Here is a 22,691-nt window from a genome sequence, read left to right on the forward strand (position 1 = left end):
AACGCCCTCGCCCAATATTAACGAAACTTCATTTAAGCTGTCCCTTTACCTCAGGATATGTCTCCTATACTCAAACAAGCCGTGCCTAGTACAGGAGCTAGCGCTTTAATCCAAGCCATGGAAGACAAGTTCACTCTGAGGTAACTATGTTTTCTATCAATCAGTTAACGCTCACTAAAAAGCTTGCGATCGTTCCTGTCTTTCTCGTCGCCATGCTTATAACTTTAGGGGTATTAAGCTACTTTGCCCTGACCGACATTGATAATCGGATGCGCGCCGTTACCGAAGATCTTGCCCCAGAAAGCGATCTCACCAGTAGCCTGCTACAGGAAATTTATCGCCTGCGCCTCACGGTAAAAACCTATGTCAAAACCGGCTCCAGCGAGACGGCAGCCGAATTTAGCGCCCAAGACATCAAAACCCGCGACATATTGGCAAAGGCCAAAGCCCATATAGATAATCCTGAACGAACTCAAATGCTTGAGCAGATCATTGCCCATGAAAAAGAGTACGTGGATATTTTTAATCACCAAGTCGTAACTAATCAGCAGCAAAGAGCCAAGCTAGTCACCGGCATACTCGATGTCAAAGGGCCCGAAATCGAGAAAATTATCTCCCAGATCATGCAGTCATCTTTTACCGATGGCGATGTACAGGGCGCCTTCTTCGCCGGTAAAAATCTGCGTGAACTGCTCTTGGCTCGCCTCTATGTCAGCAAGTTTCTCCTCGATAACCAAGCCGATCAGGCTCAGCGTTTTCGGGATGAAATCGTCAACACTCATACCACTATGGATGAGCTTGCCGCCGCGCTCGATAACTTGAGCTATCAATCACAAGTCAAGCAAGCCGCCGGACTGCTCAGCGAGTATGAACAAGCGGCCAACGGGGTTTTTGAGGCGATTAACAACCGCAATCAAGCCATAGTGCAGCTCGATAATATCGGCATCGAAATGGCGCAGATAACCTCAGATCTGCAAGACAATACCATGAAGTCTCTCTCCGAAGCGGGCGATATCGCCGCCAAGGAAGTCAGCCAAAAAATCATCTTTATCAACATTATCCTGCTGATCGCGATTCTGCTTTCCGCCTTTATTACCGTGATAGTGACCCAAAGCCTGCTGCGCACCATACGTGAAGTAGTGGCGCTACTGAATGAAATCGCCGATGGCGAGGCCGATCTCACTCAGCGCCTCCCCGTAAACGGCCATGACGAACTGACCCAACTTGCCAAAAACTTTAACCGCTTTGTGCTGCGGATCCAGCAGTTAGTGGCCGAAGTTAAAGACACGACTGTTCAAATGGTTAGCGCATCAACCCAGCTCAACAGTGTGACTCACAGTGCAACTCAAGACATGAGTTCACAGCAGAATGAAACCCAACTCGTCGCCTCGGCCATCACCGAAATGGCCGCCAGTGCCGTCGAAGTCGCTGCCAGTGCCGATACTGCCAATAAGCTCTCGGAGGATGCCAAAGCGCAAGCGCTCCTCGGCCGCGAGACAGTCACCCGCGCCACCCATTCGATGAGGGAACTGGCAAGCAAAGTCGAAGCCTCGGCCACCACCATAGAACAGTTACGTAACGACAGCGATAAGATTGGTGCCGTGCTGGATGTGATCCGCGCCATTGCCGAGCAAACCAATCTGTTGGCGCTCAACGCAGCCATCGAAGCGGCGCGGGCGGGCGAGCAAGGACGTGGCTTTGCCGTGGTGGCCGATGAAGTACGTTCACTTGCCAGCCGAACGCAAGAATCGACCAAGCAAATCCAGCAAATCATCCAAACACTGCAGGATAGATCGGGCTCAGCGGCGACTATGATGGGACAAAGCCGAGAAGCGACCAACAGCACGGTCGAGCAAGTGACCCAAGTGGAATCGGCCCTCTCGACTATCACCGAAATGGTCATGTCGATCACCCACTCGGTTTCACAAATGGCCCACGCTGCCGAGCAGCAGTCTACTGTGGTGGAAGAAATTAATATGTCGATCAACAGCGTGAATGACAGTGCCAACCGCACTCTGACGGGGGTTAAACAGGCAGCCAGCTCTGCCAATGGCTTGCTGGGGATAGGACAACAGCTGGATGGTTTAGTGAGTGAGTTTAAGGTGTAGCCAGTAGCGGATAAAGAAATAAGCGCATCGACATAAGACCTTATAAAACCTAGGTATGACTCAATAAACCTAGGTTTTATCAGCGCTTATGCCGAAATCTCTCCTCGCCAGCTTAAGATAGCGCATTTAACTTGATGACCGCGAAGGTTGCCCCTTGCGCGTCGGCAATCACCGCAAAACGTCCCACATCGGGGATATCGCTTGGCGGCACGCATAGCTGCGCACCTAGCCCCTGCGCCTTAGCGGCAAAGGCATCACAATCCGCCACCACAAAATAAGGCATCCAATGGGCGGGGATCTCGCCCCATTCTGGCATCATTTTCATCATGCCCCCCATAGACTGACCGTCGATTTGCCACTCGGTGTAATCGATGCCGGGCACATGACTGGGGAGTGCGGTCCAAGGAAACACTTGAGTGTAAAAACTGGCTTCGGCGCTAGGTTCGCGACAGGCCAGCTCCACCCAACACAGGGTATTTTCTTCGCCTTGGCGACGCGAGCCAGAGTGATTTTTTGCTTGCCACAGGGCAAAGCGTGCGCCTTCGGGGTCGCTCACCTGCGCCATCACGCCCGCTTCACCCACCACATGCGGGCCCATGTGTAATTGCCCACCCGCAGCCAAGATGGCGGCAACCGTCGCCTCGACATCCTTAACCGCAAAATAGATCCGCCAATGGCTAGGGATCTGTGGTTCCGACTCAGGGATTTGATACATGGCCCCTAAATCGTCGCCCTCCAGATTGAACAGCGAGAAATGACCATTAGGAATCGCCATTTCCACCGCATTCCAACCAAACAGTGCATGGTAAAACGCCTGTGCGCCCTGCCAGTCATGGCTCGCCAGTTCGACCCAACAGGCCTGTCCCAGTGCATACTGAGTAATCCTCATTGCAGACTCCAATCAAACAGATAATGTGTTCGAGTTAAGCTGGAGTTTGTGCAACTGTCCAGTTTTGGCGATAAAAAGATGAATATAAAGAAAAAGCCCTCAATTTGAGGGCTTGATTCGTAGGCGAAATACTTAGGAGAACTGCGGCAATAAATTCGCCATCGCGAGTAGATGACAAGCCCCTGTCACCACGCCATACAACACCACAAGGATAATTAAGGGGGTGCCACCAAAGACTCTAAAACCTTGATGGTTAGGGAACTGCTGTCTCGATTTATAGGCCATCAGTGCTGGCACTATGACGGCCCAAACGGTTGCCGCTAAGGCTGCGAAACCAATGGCAACCAAAAAGCCATCGGGGAACAGCAAACCTAATATGGTCGGCGGCACAAAGGTGACGATTGCCGTTTTCATCCGCCCCGAGCGCGTATCGTCGAATCCGAATAAATCGGCCAAATAATCGAATAAACCTAAGGTCACGCCAAGGAAAGAAGACGCCACAGCTAAGTTAGCAAATAGAGTTAACATGCTGTTTAACCAGTTACTTTCCATCACTTTCGACAAGGCGCCGACTAACACCCCCATATTGCCACCCTGGGCAATAATCTCACTAAATTGGCTGCGGGGAATGTTGCCCATAGTGGCGACTAACCAGCAGGCATAAATGATCAGTGCGATGAAAGTGCCGACGAAAATCGCTTTGATGATGGTCGATGAATCTTTGCCATAGTACTTCACCAGACTCGGCACGTTGCCATGGTAGCCAAAACTTGCCAAGCCAAAGGGCAAAGCAGCCCACAGATAAGGCATAAAGCTTTGATTGCCATCCGGTTCGAGCAACTTAGTCACATCAATCTCGATCAGTAAATTACCAATCGCGAGGAAGAAAGTGATAATCATACCGCCGAGCATTATGGTCGTAATGCGATCGACAGCCTTGGTGCTGATCAACACGATACAGGCGAGCACAACCGCAAATACTAATCCAGCAACACTCTGGGGTAACTCAATCCCCATACCCTGTAGGCTATGGTTAACAATCGAGCCGCCGCCACTGATGTAGGCGTAGGTTAAGATGTAAAGCACGAAGGCAATCGATACCCCATTCACGATCCGCCAAAACTGGCCTAGAGTTTCCTTGGTCAGGGTATCGAAACTCGCTCCCGGTTCGAAATGCAGGTTGGTTTCGAGCAATAACAATCCCGACATCAACATGCAGAACCAAATACCGAGTAACATCAGTACCGAGTAGCCAAACCACATGCCAGCGCCCACAACGGGCAAAGAAAACATCCCCGCCCCGACTGTGGTGCCAGCAATAATCATGGCACCACCGAGCAAAGACTTGCCCACCGGCTTATTCTTCGCCGCATTCATATGGTTAGCCATTAAACGATATGCTCCGCGGTCACGCTCGCAACTATGGTTTGTCTCACTGAGGCTCTGAGTAAGCTATTGGCTTGATCGCGAATGCGCTCAACGTCGGATTTATCTTCCTTCTCGGAGAAGTAACCCAACTCTTTAAGCTTAACACTCAAAGTGTTATAGAGTTTCTTGTCGTAGAATTCTGGTGCGGTAATTCCATGCAGCGCCCCTAAACGCTGGGCAAGCAGATGGCTTTCAGACTCCAGCTCCGAACGCTCCATCTTAGGTCTGTGGGCCAGCAGATTGAAGATAATCGCATAACGTTGCAAGGTTTCGCTAACGCTTCCGGCCAGCAACAACATTTGACTGGTGTGCTCGGTCACCACCGACAGCGTATCGCTTTCCTGCACTAGATCCTGCTCAATAAACAGATCTAGCACTTGATTCACATAACTTGGGAGGTCCTTGATACCCATGAATAACTCCGCCTTCAGAAGCGGATAGAAGTCACTCACAATCCCTAGGATATGGGCTCTTGAAATCTGCTTATTGTTGGTTAAGCAGCTAGCAATCAACGACGGAATAATAAATAAGTGGATGATATTGTTACGATAGTAAGTCATTGAAATCGCTTGATTCGCGTCAATAGATACTATCTCACCCAGAGGATCGGCATTGATGGAGAACTTATTCAGCTCTAAACCTTGCTGCACTAAGTGCTTGCCATCACCTTCGGCCACCGACGTAAACGAAGTGTAAGGCACACGCTTAAGCAGCGTCAGGTACAAATCTAACTGACGCTCGAGCAAGCAACGCTCTAGGGCATTTTGCTCCGACGCCAGCAGCACTAAGCTGGTCAAGGTGATTGAACTGGCGGCGGCGGCATCGTTAATGCGGGTCATCACGCGATTCGCTAACACGTTGACCGCTGGGGTTAACCAAGTCGGTTTTTGTTCGGGATCGTCGGCCACTTCAGTGCGCCAGTTAGGCGCGGTTTCATTCAAGAAGTTTTGCAGTGTAATCGGCTCACCAAAGTTGACATAACCTTGGCCAAAATTACCTAATTTACGAATAGCACCAAAGACTTGCCATACAGATTCTTTCTGTTTTTTCTTACCGCTCAGCTCTTTATGATAAGTCGCCACTTCCATCACGTGATCGTAGCCTAAATACACAGGCACTAAGGTGACAGGGCGTTCGATACCACGCAGCACACTGTTGATCGTCATGGCGATCATGCCCGTTTTCGGCGCCAATAGACGACCGGTGCGAGAACGGCCACCCTCAGAGAAATACTCAACCGAATATCCCTTAGCAAACAGCTGATCGAGGTATTCACGGAACACGGCAGTATAAAGTTTATTGCCGTTAAAACTACGGCGAATAAAGAAAGCGCCGCCACGGCGGAACAGCGGCCCCGCAGGCCAGAAGTTTAGGTTAATCCCCGCCGCAATATGCGGTGGCACCATGCCTTGGTAATACAGAATGTAGGATAACAGCAGGTAATCCATATGGCTGCGATGGCAAGGTACATAAACAATCTCGTGACCATCATGGTGCAGCTGACGGATTTGCTCGGCACCTTTGATATTGATACCGCTGTAGAGCTTGTTCCATAACCAAGTTAGGAAACGCTCTGCAATACGCACTAGGCTGTCGGAATAATTAGCTGCAATTTCATCAAGATATTCAATTGCTGTTTCACGGGCTTGGGTTTCGGAAATCTTCTTACTCGCCGCTTCTTCCTGAATCGCCTTGCGTAAGGATTCGGATTTCAGCAGGGAGTGGAACATTGCCTGACGATTCGGCAGCACAGGTCCTGTCATCACCTTGCGTTGGCGGCGGAAATGTACTCTAGCCACCCGCGCCAGTTTATGGGCAATCCCCATATCGGTGCCGTGTTCGTCGGCCATGTAACGCAGCGATACCGCATTAGAAAACTGCACAAAGTTATGACGACCCAAAAATAGGATCATTAAGCACTTACGTAACCAAGTTGGGTTCTCACGCTCAAGCACAGCCGCCTTCATGGTGTCGTCTTCTTTACCCGGAGTTCGGCCCCAATACAGACTCACAGGCACCAGCTGAATATCTAACTCTGGCTTTTCCTTATGGACGGCCAACAGGCGCATAAAACATTCGAGGAATGGCTCATTACTGGCACGTTCGCCAAACAAAGGCTTACGGCCTTCGAGGCAAACGACGCGGGGCGCGACAACGCCATTTACCACGAGCGGCTCATAGGGGCTTGGCAAACCCAGCTTAGTGGTGATTTCGCTTAACGCAGCAATATCACTCAGGGATTCTGTTTTCATTACATAAGCAAGCGGTCTGGAAGCGTCCAGATTCAGATCGGCAAAGGGATCCTGCGGCACAACAATAGTGTGCACTAAGTGTTTTTGGATCCAGCGTAATGATTTCAACCAAAGAGAGTCTTGTTTAGGCATTATTCTTATGCAATGTAAGTACGTTCATTAGCCCCATAGAATACCAGATTCTAGGGAATATTCGCTAATACTCTCCAATCGCGTTAAAAAGTGGTTAATACTTGCACTACGAATAATACTGTATATACTAACAGTAACTGTATAGAAAAACAGGAAAGAACATGAGACCGTTGACGCCACGCCAAGCCGAAATTTTAGAGCTGATTAAACGTAATATTGCCGAGACTGGCATGCCACCCACCCGGGCCGAAATCGCCACCCGTTTGGGTTTTAAAAGTGCAAATGCCGCCGAGGAACACCTTAAGGCATTGGCAAAAAAAGGCTGCATCGAGATCATGCCTGGCACTTCCCGCGGGATCCGCCTCCCAGTTGAGGAAGAAGATAACAGCGAATCTGGCTTACCACTGATTGGTCAAGTGGCTGCGGGCGAACCTATCCTCGCCCAAGAGCATGTCGAACAGTATTATCAAGTCGACCCCAGCATGTTCCACCCAGCCGCCGATTTCTTGCTGCGCGTCAGAGGCGACAGTATGAAGAACATCGGTATCCTCGAAGGGGATCTGCTCGCCGTTCATAAAGTACAGCAAGCGCGCAATGGCCAAGTAGTTGTTGCTCGCGTTGACGATGATGTAACAGTTAAACGCTTTGAAAAGAAAGGGAATCTCGTTTATCTACATGCTGAAAATGAAGATTACTCCCCGATTAAAGTCGATTTAAGTTTCCAAAGTCTAACAATTGAAGGGCTCGCCGTAGGGGTGATCCGCAATGGAGATTGGCTATGAACAAACTACTAGGTAATGCCCCGCGTCACCCCGGTTTATGGCTCGATGCGGTACGCGAAACCGATACAGACTGGCAGCATACGCCTATCATCACTATGCCCACCGAGAGCCAAGGGCGGCAAGAGCTAATGCAACTTAGCAAACAGTTGGCACAATTGAGCCAACAAGGCCGCTGGGTCGTGCTCATCAACCCACCCAGTATTGGCTACAAGCAGTTACTGGCCAGCGCTGGCGTGCGTATGGATCGCGTACTCTTAGTCCATGCGAAGGATGAAGTGGAAACCCTGTGGGCCATGGAAAAAGCCTTAACCAGTGGCACCTCCAGCGCAGTAATTACTTGGATCCACTCACTCGATGCCCGCGATAATCGTCGTTTGCAAATTGTGGCAAAGAGCGCCCGCGCAATGGGAATCGTGCTCGAAGGTGTCGTAAATCACTCACCTACGGACGCCACACTCAAGCAACCAGCTCACTTTGCCCAAGGTAGTTTTTTTAGCTCTGTTCATTAAAATTTTTGCACTGCGTATTTAGCCTTGAAAGCCGCCTCACCTGTGAATGTGGGGCTTTTTTTTGGCAATTTTTCAGACAATTAGAAAAAGAAGTGATCTTGATCAATTTTTAAACAGCAAGTATGTTTGATTCAGGCGAGCATAATATATCGCCCGTTTAGGCAAAAAATATCGACGATTTATCGAATATCTCTTGCCCACAAAAATCGAGAATAATGGGTTTATTCAGCAGTATGTGCCAGTGTGGCTAATACCAGCAGTAACAATACTTAATCAAAAGTAAGCCGCCAACGCACGTTGAAGTCAGAGAAGCTTTTTTGGGAACTGAAGAGTTTGCATAGAGTTGAGACTTACTGTGTTGCTCTTCTTTGTAGTTGCTATTCGCAATTGGCAGAGGAGAAGTCTTGTGAAGCAATGGTTGTATTGTCTACTCGTGGTGTTATTCGCACCACCGTTGGCCGCAGCGGACATGCGGTTCAACATGACCCCCGGCGTAACAGAAATCAGTGGCAAGGTTTATCACTTGCACATGACGATTCTGTATATCTGCTGCGCGATAGGCCTAGTGGTTTTTGGCGTGATGATTTATGCCATGATCAACCACAGAAAATCCAAGGGCGCGGTCGCGTCTCACTTCCATGAGAGCACAAAAGTCGAAATTGCTTGGACGATTATTCCTTTTGTCATTTTGATCTTAATGGCGATTCCCGCCACGAAAACTCTGATTGCCATGGAAGATCCCAGCAATGCCGATCTCACGGTAAAAGTCACAGGTTCTCAATGGAAATGGCATTATAGCTACTTCGATCAAGATATTGATTTTTACAGTATTCTCGCAACTCCAAGACCTCAAATCGAAGGTAGTGAAGCCAAGGGAGAGCACTACTTACTCGAGGTCGATAAACCCCTAGTATTACCCATCAATCGTAAAATCCGCTTCTTGATGACCTCAGAGGATGTCATCCACTCATGGTGGATGCCCGCCTTTGCGGTTAAAAAAGATGCTAACCCAGGTTTTATCAACGAGGCGTGGACCCGTATCGACAAACCCGGCATTTACCGTGGCCAATGTGCCGAGCTTTGCGGTAAAGACCATGGTTTTATGCCGATAGTGGTGCAGGCATTACCCGAAGCCGAGTTCGATGCATGGGTTGAAGAACAAAAACAAGCCGCCAATGCCGCTGCGCAAGCCGCACAAGCCGCGTTATCACAAACACTGACTAAAGAAGAGCTGATGGCTCAGGGTGAGCAAGTTTACCTCGGTCACTGCGCGGCCTGTCACCAACCCAACGGTGAAGGTCTACAAGGAGTATTCCCGCACCTCAAAGGCAGCCCAATTGCGACCGGACCATTAAGCGGCCATCTTGAAATCGTGCTCAATGGTAAAGCGGGTACGGCCATGCAAGCCTTTGGCAAACAATTAACGACCCAAGAAATTGCCGCAGTGATTACCTATGAGCGTAATGCGTGGGGCAATAACACGGGGGATGCGGTGCAAGCCAAAGACGTTGATGCCCATAAATCCGGTGGCACCAATAGCGAACCAGTAGCAACGACTCCGCCCCCAGCAACCACCGATACGCCAAAGCCAGCGACAGAACCCGCCGCCAGTGTCGACCCCGCGAGTCTTCCCACGCTTAGCCATGATGAACTGATGGCCGAAGGGGAAAAGACCTATGCCACGATTTGCGCCGCCTGCCACCAGCTAACGGGTGCCGGTATGCCTCCCGCCTTCCCCGCCCTTGCTGGCAGCGCTATTGCAACGGGTCCGGTCGCCAATCACATCGACATTGTGATGCACGGTAAACCGGGCACGGCGATGCAGGCATTTGGCACTCAACTCACGCCACAACAGCTTGCCGCCATCATTACCTATGAGCGCAATGCATGGGGCAACAATACTGGCGATACAGTGCAACCCGCTGATATTGCTCGCCATGGACAGTAGGGGATTAAGATGAGCACACTGACTCAAGATCAAATTGCCGCCCATGATGAACACCATCACGGTGCACCTAAAGGCATCATGCGCTGGTTACTCACCACTAACCACAAGGACATTGGCACCCTGTACCTATGGTTTAGTTTCATTATGTTTTTAACCGGTGGTGCGATGGCTATGGTGATCCGCGCCGAACTCTTTCAGCCCGGATTACAACTCGTTGAGCCTAACTTCTTTAACCAGATGACCACAGTTCATGGGTTAATCATGGTATTCGGCGCCGTGATGCCGGCCTTCACAGGACTGGCTAACTGGCTGATCCCGATGATGATTGGCGCGCCAGATATGGCACTCCCTCGGATGAACAACTGGAGTTTTTGGATCCTGCCCTTCGCCTTTACTATTTTACTGAGCTCACTGTTTATGGAAGGCGGTGGCCCTAACTTCGGTTGGACCTTCTACGCACCACTCTCGACCACTTATAGCCCTGACAGCACAGCATTATTTGTTTTCTCTATTCATATCATGGGGATAAGTTCGATCATGGGCGCCATCAACGTGATCGTCACCATAGTCAACCTACGCGCTCCCGGCATGACCTGGATGAAGTTACCGTTGTTTGTCTGGACTTGGCTGATCACCGCCTTCTTGCTGATCGCCGTGATGCCCGTACTCGCGGGCGCCGTTACTATGGTGTTAACCGATAAGTTTTTCGGTACTAGCTTCTTCGAGGCGGCAGGTGGTGGTGATCCTGTGATGTTCCAGCATATCTTCTGGTTCTTCGGTCACCCAGAAGTCTACATCATGATTTTGCCTTCCTTCGGCATTATCTCCGCTATTGTTCCAGCTTTCAGCCGTAAACCATTATTCGGCTATTCATCCATGGTGTACGCCACGGCGAGTATTGCGATTCTGTCCTTCCTCGTGTGGGCGCACCATATGTTCACCACCGGTATGCCAGTGTTTGCCGAGTTGTTTTTTATGTACTGCACTATGCTGATTGCCGTGCCGACTGGGGTAAAAGTGTTTAACTGGGTAGCGACCATGTGGCGCGGCTCATTGAGTTTTGAAACCCCGATGTTGTTCGCGGTGGCCTTTATTATCTTATTTACTATTGGCGGCTTCTCTGGCCTGATGCTCGCCATCACACCGGCTGACTTCCAATACCACGATACTTACTTTGTGGTGGCTCACTTCCACTATGTGTTAGTCACTGGTGCGATTTTCTCCATCATGGCGGCGGCCTATTACTGGTTGCCAAAATGGACCGGCCATATGTACAGCGAAAAGCTAGGCCAGTGGCATTTTTGGTGCTCGGTGATTTCGGTCAACGTGTTGTTTTTCCCGATGCATTTCTTAGGTCTTGCGGGTATGCCAAGGCGTATTCCCGATTACTCGATTCAATTTGCCGATGTAAACCAAATCGTGTCGATTGGGGGTTTTGCCTTTGGGCTATCTCAGCTGATTTTCCTCGTGCTGGTGATTAAGTGCATTCGGGGCGGTGAAAAGGCGCCCGCCAAACCTTGGGAAGGCAGCGAAGGCTTAGAATGGACCCTACCCAGCCCTGCGCCCTACCACTCTTTCACCACTCCACCCGAGGTGAAATAACATGCAAGGCCAACCCCATCAGCCCAACATCAAGTCCAACCGTAAGCTCATCAGCCTGCTGGTGCTGGGCTGCCTTGGGATGTTTGGCTTTGGGTTCGCCTTAGTGCCGCTCTACGATGTGTTGTGCGAAAAACTGGGGATTAATGGCAAAACCTCCAATACTGCCAGCAGTTATCAAGCGATCACTGTGGACAAGAACCGCGTGGTAACGGTGGAGTTTATCTCGCAGGTGCAGACCGGCATGCCGTGGAAATTTGAGCCACAAACGAAACGGCTCGAAGTGCATCCAGGAGAACTCATTCACACGGCATTTCTGGCGCAAAATGTCTCGAATAGAGCGATCGTGGGCCAGGCGATTCCTTCTATTTCGCCCGGACAAGGCGCGGCTTATTTCAATAAAACCGAATGTTTTTGTTTTAACCAACAACACTTAGCCGCCGCGAGTCGCGCCGAGCTGCCGTTGATCTTCTTCGTGGATCCTCAATTACCCGAGTCTATCCACACCTTAACCCTCTCTTACACCCTCTACGACATTACCGACAAGCAGTTAGCGTCTGCCATAGAGCAAGGAGCTGCAAAATGACCACTAAACATGAGACTTACTACGTCCCCGCCCAGAGTGCTTGGCCGATTGTTGGTGCTATCGGCTTGTTTTTAATTGCCTTTGGGGCAGGACATTTTGTACATCAACTCAAATCTGGCGCTTCGGGTGGCGGCTATATTCTACTGGCAGGCATAGCCGTCATCCTGTTTATGCTGGTTGGCTGGTTTAGAACCGTGATCAAAGAATCGATGACGGGCCTCTATTCCCATCAAATGGATAGATCGTTTCGCCAAGGCATGAGCTGGTTCATCTTCTCAGAGGTGATGTTCTTTGCCGCCTTCTTCGGTGCCTTATTTTACGCCCGTATGGTCGCAGTGCCTTGGCTCGGCGGTGCATCCAACAATGCCATGACCCACGAAGTCCTGTGGCCACACTTCGAAGCCGTTTGGCCACTCCTCACCACGCCAGATGGCACCAAAACCGAAGCCATGCCATGGAATGGACTACCGCTAGTCAACACCATTGTGCTGCTAACCTCCTCAGTCACGCTGCATTTTGCCCATATCAGCTTAGAAAAAGGTAAGCGTTCGGCCATCACCCTCTGGCTTGGGCTCACGATTTTGTTGGGAATTAGCTTCCTTGCTTTGCAAGCGGAGGAATATAGCCATGCCTACCATGAGATGGGGCTAACGCTCACCTCGGGCGTGTATGGCAACACCTTTTTCCTGCTGACGGGTTTCCACGGCATGCATGTCACTTTGGGCACTATCTTTCTATTAGTCTTGTTTTTCAGGGTGTTAAAAGGCCACTTTAGTGCGGATAAGCATTTTGCCTTCCAAGCGGGCAGTTGGTACTGGCACTTTGTCGACGTAGTTTGGCTCTGCCTATTTATCTTTGTTTATGTGCTTTAAATATTCATTGAAACAATAAGTTGAAAGCTTAAGGCGTGGGATTGAGACCAAGTAGTCCAGTCCCCAAAGCCACCAGCAAGAGCAGGATCACTAGTACAGAAAAAATCACCCTGCGGCCCAAATAGCGGCTCATAGGCACAGGGTGATCAGCGGTTTGATCGTCACCTTTAACCATAATAATTAAGGCTCTGCCTAGGTTAAAAATGATAAACAGTAACAGCAGTACTAAAACACACTTAAAAATGAACGGGATGTCCATACGCTATCCTTATGTTTTGCTGACCAAATTAATGGGGTTGCCAAGATATATTTGGCTGCATAGGGCAATGTTATTACTGCTGATATTGACTGTGGTGGTATTCGTGATTTTGGTCAAGCTGGGTTTGTGGCAAATGGATAGGGCTGCGGAAAAAACCGAGTTACTCGCACAAATGGAGGCCAGACAATCCGCTGCCGCACTCAATCCTGAGCAGCTGATAGCTGAATTGGCTAAAGGTGGCGTTACTGGCTATCGCCTTGAAGTTCAAGCCAGCCCCGTTAATCCACAAATCTGGTTACTCGACAATCAGGTCTATCAAGGGCAAGTGGGCTATCTCGCCTTTCAATTACTGCAAATAACGTCAGAAAATCAGACAAATCATCGCGAACAACCTTGGCTGTTACTCGAACTCGGCTTTATTGCCGCTAAATCCCACCGAGATGCCTTGCCCGAAGTCAGCCCCATAGTCGGTGAACTGGCTCTTACAGGCCGCCTCTATCAAAAACAGATTAATCCCTTGAGCCATCATTTATTAGCAGAACCCTTCACCACGGAGCAAGGTGAACGGATTCGGTTTCAAAATCTCAATCTGCCCGAGATGGCACAAATGTTAGGACATCCCATCCTGCCCGCGGTGTTACAACCCGATGCCTTGCCCCAATTACAACCCGCGCAGGCCTTACCCCACCCTTGGCAGCCGTTCCCGCTTTCGGCCCAAAAACATTGGGGTTATGCATTGCAATGGTTTGCTATGGCAACTGTGTTTGCGGGGCTGATGGGCAGGCAAGCAATGAAATACCTCAAAAAATCACGACAACGGCATCGAGCCGATAAGGAAGCGACTAAAACCGAGTAACAGATACCAGCAAGATTTTAATAAAAAACAATAAAACAAAGCATTAGGGACAATAAGAGGAGCAAATATGGACTCCCAACAAACAGCCAAATACCGCGCATTGGGGTTATTGCTACTGGCCTTTATCGCGCCTGTGGTCATCGCTAAGTTAGTGCTGAGCATGCATTGGTATCAAGGCGGCTCCACCAACCACGGTGAGCTCATCAGCCCAGAAACCAGTTATACCAGTCTTGGCCTTAACAATCCTCAGCCTAAGGAATGGCAACTGTTGTATTTATTGCCCGCAAAGTGCGATGAAGCTTGCCGCGAACGCTTGTATATTCTGCGTCAGAGCCATACCGCCTTAGGGCCAGATCAGGCTCGTGTCGAACCGCTTATTCTTGTGAATCCAGACAGTGACTTAAGCGCATTAAGCAGCTTTAACTTCAACACTCAGCCCGCAAGCCAAAGCCTCATTCAATGGCTTGACCAACAGCAGCTGATTATTGTCGATCCACTCGGCGCACTCGTGCTGCGTTACCCCCAAGTGCAAGGCAAGGCGGCACATTTAGCTCAGGGTAAGGCCTTGGTCGCGGATCTCCGTAAGTTATTGAAACTATCGAGGGTAGACTAATGCAACTGACTTGGCTCCTACGCGTCACCATAGTCTTTACCCTGTTAGTGATTTTAATGGGGGCTTACACTCGGCTCTCTGACGCAGGACTTGGCTGCCCAGATTGGCCCGGTTGCTACGGCCATATAAAAGTGCCCACCCACGACCATGAGATCTCCCATGCCCAAACCCTATTTCCTGACCACGATATCCATCCCGAGAAAGCTTGGCTCGAAATGATCCACAGGTATATCGCGGGCGCCTTGGGCATACTAGTGTTACTGATTTTGATCCTTTGCTTAAAAACATCCCAAGCCCCCAAGAAACTGCCCTTTGCCATAGTGTTACTCATCATCTTTCAGGCGGCGTTGGGGATGTGGACTGTGACGATGAAACTAATGCCGATTGTCGTGATGTCCCATTTAATTGGCGGCTTTAGCCTGCTCTCGCTCCTGCTTTTGCTGTATCTGCGAACACGACCGAGGCGAATTTTCGAAACCGCTGATATTCACAGTCAGCGTGGTGCGGGCGCAGGATTTAATGGCGCCCATGGTTCGCGGATAGGCACTAGCCTTAAATTTCTCGGCCAGAGTAAACATTTGCCGAAACTGGCGCTGTTGAGTCTGCTGGTGCTGATAGGTCAGATCATGCTTGGCGCCTGGACCTCCTCCAACTATGCCGCACTCGCTTGCACGGCTTTGCCGATTTGTGAAGGTAATTGGATGGATAATCTCGCCATTGCCGATGCGTTTTCCCCTTTCCAAGGGCAACACCCAAGCTTTGAATTTGGCGTATTGGATTACCATGCCCGCATGACCATTCATATCGCCCACCGCGTTGGCGCCATTATTACCGCCAGTCTATTGTTGTTGCTCGCCTATCGGTTATTTTTCAGCACCCAGCTCAAGGCCCTTAGCCTATTGTTGGTCGCCTTAGTGATACTTCAGGTCAGTTTAGGGATTTCAAATGTTGTGATGCATTTACCACTGGGGATTGCCGTTTCCCACAATGGCGGCGCGGCACTGTTACTACTCACCTTAGTCGCGATTAACTATTTCCTTTGGCGCAGGGCACCTTAATCATCGGGGGATTTATCATGGCAAAACCACTCTCTATCAGCAGTCACCCCAGTATCCATTTGGCTTGGCGTGCCTATTTCGAGATGACCAAACCTAAGGTAGTGGCTTTAATGCTGCTCACCGTCTTAGTCGGCATGTGTTTAGCCATGCCGACCATACTGCCAGTCAAACCCTTAGTGGCAGGTTTGCTCGGCATCGCCATGATGGCGGGATCGGCCGCCGCTTTAAACCATCTGATTGATAGGCGAATCGACGGCATGATGGCACGCACTTATAACCGTCCGCTGCCCAAGGGCCGAGTCTCGGCGACGAGGGCGTTGTTGTTCGCGGCACTCTTAGGCAGCCTAGGTTTTGTGATCCTCTATGTTTTTACTAATCCGCTCACCGCTTGGCTGACCTTTGCCAGCTTGATTGGTTACGCCTTGATTTATACCGCCTATTTAAAACGGGCCACACCACAAAACATTGTCATTGGCGGTTTAGCGGGCGCAATGCCGCCACTCTTGGGCTGGACGGCGGTGACGAATCAATTCCATGGTCATGCGCTATTGCTCGTTATCATCATATTCCTGTGGACGCCGCCGCATTTTTGGGCACTGGCAATTCACAGACGCGCAGAATATGCCAAAGTGGATATTCCCATGCTGCCCGTGACCCATGGGGTAGAATTTACTAAGACCTGTATCTTGCTCTATACGATTTTGCTGGCGATAGCCTGTCTATTGCCTGTGTTAGTCGGGATGAGTGGACCGCTCTACTTTGTGTGCTCAAGCTTGCTCAGCACGGGATTTATTTATAAAGCGTGGCAATTAAAGTATCAGGATTGCGAAGGGCTGGCGATGCAGGTATTTCGTTTTTCGATTTATCATTTAATGTTGTTATTCATGGCATTACTGCTCGACCACTATCTTTGGGCTTAATGTGCAACGAGCAATAGGGCGAGCATGGTCAAAGGACAAAATATGCAAGCAAGAATCTCCAACAAGATCTTAGTGATAGCGATTCTACTAATAGGATTGGGTGGACTATTTGCAGTGAAGTTCAATCCACCTAAGCCCGTTGAGCTAGAGAGTGGTTTTTTGTTTCCTGAGGCGTTCGAGCTAGCGCCCTTTGAGCTTGTAGATCAACAGCAGAAACCCTTTACTAATGCCAATTTGAAGGATCAATGGAGCCTATTCTTTATCGGCTTTACCTATTGCCCCGATGTCTGTCCGACCACCTTAAACAAGCTCGCCGCCGCCTATCCTGAGCTGAAAAAAATTGCCCCCATTCAAATCGTGTTTTTATCCGTAGATCCGAAGCGGGACACCCCAGAGAAACTCCTCACCTACGTGAATTTCTTTAATCCTGAGTTTAAAGCGGTGACGGGTGAGCAAACCCAAATATTCCCCCTCACCCGCAGCCTAGGGCTCACCTATGCCATGGTCGGCGAAGGGGATAATTATCAAGTCGATCATAGTGCTGGCTATGTACTGGTTTCTCCCCAAGGCACGCGGGTCGCGGTGTTTAAACCCACGGCAGCCTTAGGTAAAGCCCCTCAAGTACTCAACCAAGCCTTGATCAGCGACTTCGATAAAATCGTTAAAAGCTACAAACCTAAATAACCACCGCAGAAGTGTTACTCTTTAACCCAAGTGCCGTCGTCTTTGGGTCTCACCCATGCCTGCGAAAACCAGTAATAGCCGTTGCGCGTCTTGCTTGGCGCCGTGCAATTGTAGCGCGAGCGACCCGTTGGCAGGGCTAAATCGGCTTGAATACTAAATTCATTATCACTGCTCCAAGTGGGTGTTTTAGCGCCTTGCCCTTGGATATAGCACATGACTTGCTTGGCCGAAATATCGCTCATATCCAGCTTAACCTTAAGCTCGGGGCGCCAATGCCCGCCCTTCAGTTCAGGATCGCTAGGCGTTTGCTCAAGCACTGGCATATTAAGGCTGTATAACTTGGCTTTTAGGCTCTTTAGATCTGCATATTGCCCCGCTACAGGGAAGCGCGGCAGCGCCGTGAGTGGCGAGTACGGCCCCGCCGCCCCTGACTGCTGGCCAAAGGCAACGAAGCCATTTTCGGTCAACATATCCTGAATCGCCTGATTGTATTCGCCATAGGGATAGGCCAGCATTTTAAAGTTCTGCCCCGTCGCCTCACGAATCGCGTTTTCGGTGTCCTGAATATTGGCTTTAATTCGTGCCAGCCATTGGCTTTGGGATTCATTGTCAAGTTTGCGGATCAGATGCTCATGGGCCCAGCTGTGGTTAGCAATGTCGGCTCCTTCCTTGGAGAGCTTAATCAGATCTTCCCAGGTCATCATCTCGGTAAACTTTTGTTTAATCGGCTCAATCGCCACAAATAGGGTGTAGGGAAAACCAAATTCCTTTAGGATAGGGTGCGCTGTGGTCGCAATGCTGCGATAACCATCATCGAAGGTGATCGCCACCGTTTTTGCGGGTAAATCTTGCTTGTTTTTGATCGCCTCAACCACTTGGGATAAGGGAATAACCTTAAAACCATCGTCCGCCAGAAACTGCATTTGCTCACGAAATTGTGCAGGCGTGACGCTCGTCGCAGCCGGCGTGGTTTCTGACACATGGTGATACTGTAAAATGACCACAGCATGGGCCGAGAAAGTCATCAGCCCTAAGAGTGCCAATAACGCACGTTTAACCATAATGTGAATACCTCTGAAATCAATGACTACCGCAAAATCCACCGCACTCGCGCTCCTGTTGAATGGCACCAAGAATCGCCAGCTGCTCGCGCTTGCCCTGCCGATGATCCTTTCCAATATCACGGTTCCGCTGTTGGGATTGGTCGATACGGCCGTCATCGGGCATTTAAGTGACGCCTATTATTTAGGGGGCGTCGCACTCGGGTCAACGATTATCACATTAATCATTTGGTTATTAGGCTTTTTACGGATGGCAACCACCGGATTGGTCGCACAGGCCTATGGCGCAAACGATACCGCGCGCCAATTAAAGTTGCTGGTCCAAGGCGCCATGTTGGCGACTGGGCTGGGTATCGCGGTGATCCTATTACAGATCCCGATACTGAATTTAGCGCTCGGCCTCTCCGAGGCGAGTGTGGAAGTCGAGCGTTATTGCCGAGAATATTTTCAGGTCCGAGTCTGGTCGACGCCATTCGCCCTGCTCAATTTAGTTATGCTCGGCTGGCTCCTTGGCAGACAGCAACCCAAAGCGGCCATGTGGCAGCTCATCTTCGCCAACGTAGCCAATATTATCCTCGATGTGTTGTTCGTCTTAGGTTTAGGCTGGGGAGTCAAAGGGGCTGCACTTGCCTCATTATGCGCCGATATCACCGCCTTTAGCGTTGCGCTCTACATGGTATTACAACAGCTTAAGTTAATACCTCGATTCCAATTTGCCGACATTAGAGTTCACCTGAACTTGTCGGGTTACGGCCAGCTGCTTAGGCTCAATACCGATATTTTTATCCGCAGCCTATGCCTGCAAGCAGCCTTCGCCTTTATGACCTTTCACGGTGCAGGCCTTGGGGATAATACGGTCGCAGCCAATGCGGTCTTATTGAATTTACTGTTATTAATCGCCTACGCCCTCGATGGCATTGCCTATTATGCCGAGGCGGAAGTGGGCAAAGCCTACGGGCAACAACGCACACAGCCACTGCGCGAAGCAGTACTCCTCGCTTGGTGTTGGTCAGCCATTACAGCCCTAGGTTTTAGCCTGATATTTTATCTTTTTGGAGACCATATCATCGGGCTGCTAACCAATATTGATGAGGTGAGAACCACAGCGCAAATTTATCTGCCTTGGCTGATATTGCTGCCGCTTTGGTCTTTTAGTTCCTATCTGTTTGATGGGGTTTATATTGGCGCAGCTAAGGGCAAAGTGATGCGTAATAGCATGATTATCGCCACATTTGGCGCCTTCTTCCCGACATGGTATTTGCTGCAATCGCTGTTGGCTTCCGAACAGGCTAACCATGCACTGTGGGCGGCCATGACGGCCTTTATGCTAACGCGCAGCCTCACCCTAGCGGCACATTACCGCTTTAGCAAGGCATTTATTCTTAATTAGTTCTGTAAAGACAGTAGCTTACTTAAGGTTATCCCATTAAGATACGCGGCATTATTGTAATAAAATTGTGATGCGCTATGAAAAGGATTTTACCTTTGTTACTCCTGTGGCTAAGTCTGCCACTGCTTGCTCAAACGGTACCACAGCTTCCGGTCGAGGCTTTTGCCAGTATTCCCGATGTCAGCTCAGTCCAACTGTCGCCCGATGGCAAAAAAATTGCCTCTATCGTTCGGGTCGACCAGCCCAAACTTAAGGGCACTGTGGTCAGTATTCTCGATTTAGAAACGGGCAACAAAGACTACGCGATTCACACCGATAACCAGAAGTTTGTCCTGCTGTCATTACAGTGGGCAAATGACACTACTTTGCTGATCAGTGCTAAGTTTCCGGCAAACCGCTACGGTACACCGACCACAGAAACTCGCTTGGTGAAGTACGATTTAACTACACGAAAAACCACGAGCGTACTCGCCCGTAGCGTCATCGACCGACTCAGTTGGATCCCCCAACATCAGGGACAGATTATCGATATGATGCCGGATGACCCCGATAATATCTTGCTCTCCCTCGATGGTATGGGCGAAGAAGTGGGCGAAGACAGCGTGCTGAGAGTCAATCTCTCGCAGGGAAAATCCGCATTTATTCAAAACTCTAAACGTAAAATCATCGGCTGGATTACCGACAGGCAGCACAAGGTCCGTATCTCCATCTATAACGATGACACTGAATATAGGATCTACGAGCAACCCGAACAAAAGGCAGAGCCACGCTTACTCTGGACCTTTAAAGCCTTCTCCGACGAAAGCGTCTGGCCACTGGGCTTCGATGCCGACCCCAACATCTTATTCGTACGCGCCTATCACCAAGGCTTTGAAGCTATCTTCAAGGTGAATTTAACCGATCCTAAGCTCACGAAGGAACTGGTGTACGCCAACGAAGATACCGATGTTGAAGGCAATCTCATCTATTCAGAACTCAAGAAAAAAGTCATTGGGGTCAGTGAAGGCGACGGCGAAGAATATACCTTCTGGGATCCTGAGTATGCGGGTCTGCAAAATGGGTTGAAAGCGGTATTGCCCAATGCCCATAACTACATCACCCAATTTAGCGCGGATGAACGCCGCTATATCGTCTACTCCACCAGTTCGACTCAACCTGGCACCTATTACTTCGGCGATAGGGATGAAAAGGCACTGTTTCCGATTGCCGATAGATATAGCCAGCTAAGTAGCGAGCAACTCGCCGACACTCAATATCTGAGCTACGAAGCGCGGGATAAACTCAAAATCGATGCTTACCTGACAGTGCCAAAGGGCCTCGAAGCCAAGCAACTCCCCACCATTATCTTCCCCCACGGCGGACCGATTAGTTACGACAGTAACGACTTCGATTATTGGTCGCAGTTTTTCGCCAACCGTGGTTACGCGGTATTTCGAATGAACTTTAGGGGCTCGGCGGGCTACGGCTATGAGTTTATGAAGGCCGGCCTCAAAAGCTGGGGACTCGAAATGCAAAACGATGTGGAAGATGGTACACGTTACTTAATCAATCAAGGGATTAGCGATCCACAGCGTATCTGTATCGTCGGCGCGAGTTATGGTGGTTATGCCGCCTTAATGGGCGCGGCGATGACACCTGATCTGTACCGCTGCGCGGTCAGTGTGGCAGGCGTAACAGACGTGGCTTACCTGGTAAAATCCAGTCGCCGTTTCACCAATTATGAAGTCGTTAAAGAACAAATTGGTGATGATTTTAGCGCCCTCTATGAACGCTCACCCGTCAGTAAAGCCGATAAGATCACTATCCCGGTATTACTACTGCATGGCGATAAGGATCGAGTGGTTAAGGTGCAACATAGTCGCGAAATGTTCGACGAACTGAAATCACGTAAGAAAAACGTCGAATATATTGAGCTCGAAAATGGCGACCATTACTTAAGTAACAATGACCATAGGCTAACCACCTTTAAGGCGCTCGATAAGTTTTTAGCCGACAATCTGAAAACCCAGCTGTAGCTACAAAACGCCATAAAAAAAACGCGACTCAAGGTCGCGTTTTTTTATTCAGTTCAACACCCGCTTAAGCGTAAGAATGCGCACCGTGTTGGTGATCGGTCACATCGCTCACACCTGAGAGTTCACCTGGGAACATATCGAGTAGTTGCTTCTCGATACCATCTTTTAGGGTGATATCAACTTGCGAACAACCGTTACAACCACCACCAAACTGCAGTACCGCTACGCCTTCTTGGGTGATTTCAACCAACATGATGTTACCACCATGGCTTGCCAGTTGCGGGTTGATTTCAGATTGGATCACATACTCAACACGCTCGGCTAAAGGCGCATCTGAAGCCACTTTACGCATTTTAGCGTTAGGGGCTTTAAGGGTTAATTGCGAACCTAATTGATCGGTCACGAAGTCGATTGAGGCTTCTTCTAAGAAAGGCGCACTCTTCTCGTCAACCATAGCGCTAAAGCCATTGAATTCTAATTCAATATCATCGCTTTCAACGGCGTCAGGCGGGCAGTAAGACACGCCACACTCGGCTTGTGCGGTACCAGGACTGATCACAAATACGCGAATATGAGTGCCTTCAGGTTGATCGGCTAACAACTTTACAAAATGGGCCTGAGCCGCATCGGAAATAGTAATCATGGAAACCAGCTCCGTCAGGGGATACCTGAGTGTTTTAGTAAGAATTAGGCGTATGATACTCCTACTCACACGCGCTTTGTAGCCCCT

At 49.7% G+C, this 22,691-nt stretch carries 20 protein-coding genes; 14 read left to right on the forward strand and 6 right to left on the reverse strand.

Annotated elements, in window-relative coordinates; genetic code table 11:
* Nucleotides 1-146 precede the first annotated feature (146 nt).
* Complete coding sequence (locus tag SHD_RS06860; protein WP_023266440.1) at nt 147-2,108, forward strand: methyl-accepting chemotaxis protein; 1,962 nt, start codon at nt 147-149, stop codon at nt 2,106-2,108.
* A gap of 112 nt (nt 2,109-2,220) precedes the next feature.
* Here SHD_RS06860 and SHD_RS06865 read toward each other — a convergent pair whose 3' ends face one another.
* The 3 genes from SHD_RS06865 to plsB form a co-directional block, all read right to left on the reverse strand.
* Nucleotides 2,221-2,997, reverse strand: coding sequence for a VOC family protein (locus SHD_RS06865; protein ID WP_023266441.1), 777 nt, complete (start codon nt 2,995-2,997; stop codon nt 2,221-2,223).
* 132 nt (nt 2,998-3,129) lie between these two features.
* A complete protein-coding gene (mtr, locus tag SHD_RS06870; RefSeq protein WP_023266442.1) occupies nt 3,130-4,386 on the reverse strand; it encodes a tryptophan permease in 1,257 nt (418 codons plus the stop codon).
* Nucleotides 4,386-6,809: a glycerol-3-phosphate 1-O-acyltransferase PlsB gene (gene plsB / locus SHD_RS06875; RefSeq protein WP_023266443.1), complete on the reverse strand. Its 2,424-nt coding sequence runs from the start codon at nt 6,807-6,809 to the stop codon at nt 4,386-4,388. Before plsB ends, mtr begins: the two co-directional genes overlap by 1 nt.
* Nucleotides 6,810-6,970: 161 nt before the next feature.
* Between plsB and lexA the strand changes: the two genes are divergently transcribed.
* From lexA to SHD_RS06905, 6 genes are all read left to right on the forward strand, one after another.
* On the forward strand, nt 6,971-7,591 hold the full coding sequence (gene lexA / locus SHD_RS06880; RefSeq protein WP_011624510.1) for a transcriptional repressor LexA: 621 nt from the start codon (nt 6,971-6,973) through the stop codon (nt 7,589-7,591).
* Nucleotides 7,588-8,100, forward strand: a complete 513-nt coding sequence (locus tag SHD_RS06885; protein WP_023266444.1) for a cell division inhibitor SulA — start codon at nt 7,588-7,590, stop codon at nt 8,098-8,100. The genes lexA and SHD_RS06885 overlap by 4 nt, the downstream gene beginning before the upstream one ends.
* 406 nt (nt 8,101-8,506) lie before the next feature.
* On the forward strand, nt 8,507-10,048 hold the full coding sequence (gene coxB / locus SHD_RS06890; protein ID WP_039977752.1) for a cytochrome c oxidase subunit II: 1,542 nt from the start codon (nt 8,507-8,509) through the stop codon (nt 10,046-10,048).
* Nucleotides 10,049-10,057: 9 nt separating this feature from the next.
* The gene (gene ctaD, locus SHD_RS06895; protein ID WP_011624513.1) at nt 10,058-11,650 is read left to right on the forward strand and encodes a cytochrome c oxidase subunit I; all 1,593 of its coding nucleotides are present in this window, start codon (nt 10,058-10,060) and stop codon (nt 11,648-11,650) included.
* 1 nt (nt 11,651) lies between these two features.
* Complete coding sequence (locus SHD_RS06900) at nt 11,652-12,233, forward strand: cytochrome c oxidase assembly protein (protein WP_011624514.1); 582 nt, start codon at nt 11,652-11,654, stop codon at nt 12,231-12,233.
* Entirely contained in the window at nt 12,230-13,105 is an 876-nt protein-coding gene (locus tag SHD_RS06905) for a cytochrome c oxidase subunit 3 (RefSeq protein WP_011627585.1), read from the forward strand. Before SHD_RS06900 ends, SHD_RS06905 begins: the two co-directional genes overlap by 4 nt.
* A gap of 28 nt (nt 13,106-13,133) precedes the next feature.
* Here the strand turns inward: SHD_RS06905 and SHD_RS06910 are convergent, their stop codons facing one another.
* Nucleotides 13,134-13,364 (reverse strand): DUF2909 family protein, encoded by a 231-nt coding sequence (locus SHD_RS06910; RefSeq protein ID WP_023266446.1) that lies wholly within the window; start codon nt 13,362-13,364, stop codon nt 13,134-13,136.
* On the opposite strand from SHD_RS06910, the gene SHD_RS06915 reads away from it, so the two are divergent.
* The 5 genes from SHD_RS06915 to SHD_RS06935 all read left to right on the forward strand — a co-directional run bounded on the left by SHD_RS06915 (nt 13,309) and on the right by SHD_RS06935 (nt 17,495).
* Nucleotides 13,309-14,220: an SURF1 family protein gene (locus tag SHD_RS06915; protein ID WP_161629206.1), complete on the forward strand. Its 912-nt coding sequence runs from the start codon at nt 13,309-13,311 to the stop codon at nt 14,218-14,220. The genes SHD_RS06910 and SHD_RS06915 overlap by 56 nt on opposite strands.
* 67 nt (nt 14,221-14,287) lie before the next feature.
* The gene (locus tag SHD_RS06920; RefSeq protein ID WP_023266448.1) at nt 14,288-14,833 is read left to right on the forward strand and encodes a hypothetical protein; all 546 of its coding nucleotides are present in this window, start codon (nt 14,288-14,290) and stop codon (nt 14,831-14,833) included.
* Nucleotides 14,833-15,891 (forward strand): COX15/CtaA family protein, encoded by a 1,059-nt coding sequence (locus tag SHD_RS06925; RefSeq protein ID WP_011624519.1) that lies wholly within the window; start codon nt 14,833-14,835, stop codon nt 15,889-15,891. The genes SHD_RS06920 and SHD_RS06925 overlap by 1 nt, the downstream gene beginning before the upstream one ends.
* A gap of 17 nt (nt 15,892-15,908) precedes the next feature.
* Nucleotides 15,909-16,811, forward strand: coding sequence for a heme o synthase (cyoE, locus tag SHD_RS06930; protein ID WP_011627589.1), 903 nt, complete (start codon nt 15,909-15,911; stop codon nt 16,809-16,811).
* A gap of 54 nt (nt 16,812-16,865) precedes the next feature.
* Nucleotides 16,866-17,495: an SCO family protein gene (locus tag SHD_RS06935; RefSeq protein ID WP_161629207.1), complete on the forward strand. Its 630-nt coding sequence runs from the start codon at nt 16,866-16,868 to the stop codon at nt 17,493-17,495.
* 14 nt (nt 17,496-17,509) lie between these two features.
* On the opposite strand, the gene SHD_RS06940 is transcribed toward SHD_RS06935, so the two are convergent.
* Nucleotides 17,510-18,556 carry a polysaccharide deacetylase family protein gene (locus tag SHD_RS06940; RefSeq protein WP_023266450.1) on the reverse strand — a complete coding sequence of 349 codons (1,047 nt, stop codon included), beginning with the start codon at nt 18,554-18,556 and terminating at the stop codon, nt 17,510-17,512.
* A 22-nt stretch (nt 18,557-18,578) separates the two neighbouring features.
* Between SHD_RS06940 and SHD_RS06945 the strand changes: the two genes are divergently transcribed.
* Nucleotides 18,579-19,946, forward strand: a complete 1,368-nt coding sequence (locus SHD_RS06945) for an MATE family efflux transporter (protein WP_023266451.1) — start codon at nt 18,579-18,581, stop codon at nt 19,944-19,946.
* A 77-nt stretch (nt 19,947-20,023) separates the two neighbouring features.
* On the forward strand, nt 20,024-21,961 hold the full coding sequence (locus SHD_RS06950) for an alpha/beta hydrolase family protein (RefSeq protein ID WP_023266452.1): 1,938 nt from the start codon (nt 20,024-20,026) through the stop codon (nt 21,959-21,961).
* A gap of 64 nt (nt 21,962-22,025) precedes the next feature.
* On the opposite strand, the gene nfuA is transcribed toward SHD_RS06950, so the two are convergent.
* Nucleotides 22,026-22,604, reverse strand: a complete 579-nt coding sequence (nfuA, locus tag SHD_RS06955; protein WP_011624525.1) for a Fe-S biogenesis protein NfuA — start codon at nt 22,602-22,604, stop codon at nt 22,026-22,028.
* Nucleotides 22,605-22,691: the final 87 nt, after the last annotated feature.

The organism is Shewanella decolorationis S12 (genome assembly GCF_000485795.1).
GTDB lineage: Bacteria > Pseudomonadota > Gammaproteobacteria > Enterobacterales > Shewanellaceae > Shewanella > Shewanella decolorationis.

Coding starts and splice junctions, on each gene's coding strand:
- SHD_RS06900 (WP_011624514.1), top strand. CDS start 11,652: ATGCAAGGCCAACCCCATCAGCCCAACATCAAGTCCAACCGTAAGCTC.
- SHD_RS06915 (WP_161629206.1), top strand. CDS start 13,309: ATGATAAACAGTAACAGCAGTACTAAAACACACTTAAAAATGAACGGG.
- mtr (WP_023266442.1), bottom strand. CDS start 4,386: ATGGCTAACCATATGAATGCGGCGAAGAATAAGCCGGTGGGCAAGTCT.
- plsB (WP_023266443.1), bottom strand. CDS start 6,809: ATGCCTAAACAAGACTCTCTTTGGTTGAAATCATTACGCTGGATCCAA.
- SHD_RS06865 (WP_023266441.1), bottom strand. CDS start 2,997: ATGAGGATTACTCAGTATGCACTGGGACAGGCCTGTTGGGTCGAACTG.
- SHD_RS06920 (WP_023266448.1), top strand. CDS start 14,288: ATGGACTCCCAACAAACAGCCAAATACCGCGCATTGGGGTTATTGCTA.
- ctaD (WP_011624513.1), top strand. CDS start 10,058: ATGAGCACACTGACTCAAGATCAAATTGCCGCCCATGATGAACACCAT.
- SHD_RS06910 (WP_023266446.1), bottom strand. CDS start 13,364: ATGGACATCCCGTTCATTTTTAAGTGTGTTTTAGTACTGCTGTTACTG.
- SHD_RS06860 (WP_023266440.1), top strand. CDS start 147: ATGTTTTCTATCAATCAGTTAACGCTCACTAAAAAGCTTGCGATCGTT.
- nfuA (WP_011624525.1), bottom strand. CDS start 22,604: ATGATTACTATTTCCGATGCGGCTCAGGCCCATTTTGTAAAGTTGTTA.
- SHD_RS06945 (WP_023266451.1), top strand. CDS start 18,579: ATGACTACCGCAAAATCCACCGCACTCGCGCTCCTGTTGAATGGCACC.
- SHD_RS06905 (WP_011627585.1), top strand. CDS start 12,230: ATGACCACTAAACATGAGACTTACTACGTCCCCGCCCAGAGTGCTTGG.
- cyoE (WP_011627589.1), top strand. CDS start 15,909: ATGGCAAAACCACTCTCTATCAGCAGTCACCCCAGTATCCATTTGGCT.
- SHD_RS06940 (WP_023266450.1), bottom strand. CDS start 18,556: ATGGTTAAACGTGCGTTATTGGCACTCTTAGGGCTGATGACTTTCTCG.
- lexA (WP_011624510.1), top strand. CDS start 6,971: ATGAGACCGTTGACGCCACGCCAAGCCGAAATTTTAGAGCTGATTAAA.
- SHD_RS06925 (WP_011624519.1), top strand. CDS start 14,833: ATGCAACTGACTTGGCTCCTACGCGTCACCATAGTCTTTACCCTGTTA.
- SHD_RS06885 (WP_023266444.1), top strand. CDS start 7,588: ATGAACAAACTACTAGGTAATGCCCCGCGTCACCCCGGTTTATGGCTC.
- SHD_RS06950 (WP_023266452.1), top strand. CDS start 20,024: ATGAAAAGGATTTTACCTTTGTTACTCCTGTGGCTAAGTCTGCCACTG.